The organism is Microcystis sp. LSC13-02, assembly GCA_002282935.1.
GTDB lineage: Bacteria > Cyanobacteriota > Cyanobacteriia > Cyanobacteriales > Microcystaceae > Microcystis.
The window spans coordinates 18,390-19,469 of record MTBT01000218.1; the positions used below are offsets into that span (position 1 = coordinate 18,390).

At 40.4% G+C, this 1,080-nt stretch carries 2 protein-coding genes and 1 pseudogene; 1 reads left to right on the plus strand and 2 read right to left on the minus strand.

Features of this window, described 5'->3' with window-relative positions:
• The first annotated feature begins 127 nt into the window (after positions 1 to 127).
• Positions 128 to 562, plus strand: coding sequence for a DUF4332 domain-containing protein (locus tag BGL89_RS13560; protein WP_286826146.1), 435 nt, complete (start codon positions 128 to 130; stop codon positions 560 to 562).
• 32 nt (positions 563 to 594) lie between these two features.
• On the opposite strand, the pseudogene BGL89_RS13565 reads toward BGL89_RS13560, so the two are convergent.
• Together BGL89_RS13565 and BGL89_RS13570 are read right to left on the minus strand one after the other, a co-directional pair.
• A pseudogene (locus tag BGL89_RS13565) lies at positions 595 to 741 on the minus strand (phenylpyruvate tautomerase MIF-related protein); the annotation flags it as partial.
• A gap of 15 nt (positions 742 to 756) precedes the next feature.
• On the minus strand, positions 757 to 1,080 hold a 324-nt coding region (locus tag BGL89_RS13570), incomplete at its 5' end, for a type ISP restriction/modification enzyme (RefSeq protein WP_286826147.1).

Sequence of the window (1,080 nt, forward strand, 5' to 3'; positions counted from 1 at the left end):
AAGGGCAACAAAGCCTGAAACGACCGGCTACTGACTCCTGACTCCTGACTCCTACCACCACCGAAAAACTTTTTCAGCAGACCCTACTTAACTGGTATAATCTACTTATCAATAGTTAATAATTTCGATGAATCGATCGCAACTTATCCACAGGCAAAGCTGGTTAATTGAATATTTGCCGGGGTTAAGTGACCAAGATTGCCAAAAATTAAAGGATTGCGGTATCGACACCACCGCACAACTTTTGCAAAAAGTTCGTCCGCAATTGGGTAAGGAAAAATTAGCAGTAAGAATGCAAATCCAGGCTAAACATATTAATAAGTGGGTGGCAATGGCGGAATTAGCCTCGATTCCCGCCGTAGGTTGTCAATACTGCGGTTTGTTGGTTCATGCCGGTATTGCTTCCATCCCGCAATTGGCACAGACATCAATTCAGCAATTGCATCGACAGATTCTCCGCTTTCAGGTGGCTAATCTGCAAAGACGCGATTTATGTCCCGATATCGCGGTGATGTTAGCTTGGATTGAACAGGCAAAAATCTTAACCAGAGAGTTAAAATAAATGCGATTTTTCGGTATTCCTAAATAAGCCTAAATTTCTTGACAAAAATCACTACTCATGCTTTTAGTTTGAGCAGGAGAAATAGAACCAACGCTTTTAATCTCCACATAATACACTGGCTCAAAAGTGCCAGCAAAAGTCATTTTTATCCCCGATTATAAAGCTGTCATCACATAGGATTAGACCAGAAGATATTAAAAAGAATACACGGCTGTTTTGATATTTTGATAGTTATCATCTAGGTCTGATTCTAGGAGAATAATCGCAGTAATTCTTCTAGTCATCTCGCTTACTTCCTGCACTTCTGCGATAGTTAATCCCCGTCCTAATAATTTTTCCTCGCGATAACTTAGCCATTTTTTAATGACTTGATAACCCCCGATGTTATATTCCCATACCCGGGATGGTATATTTTGCCAATAGGCTCGATCATCGAAAATTTTGGGTCTGAAACCCCGTCGTTCTACGACGGCTTTACCGTTAAATACTAGCGCATTTACCAAATATATGCTAAAATG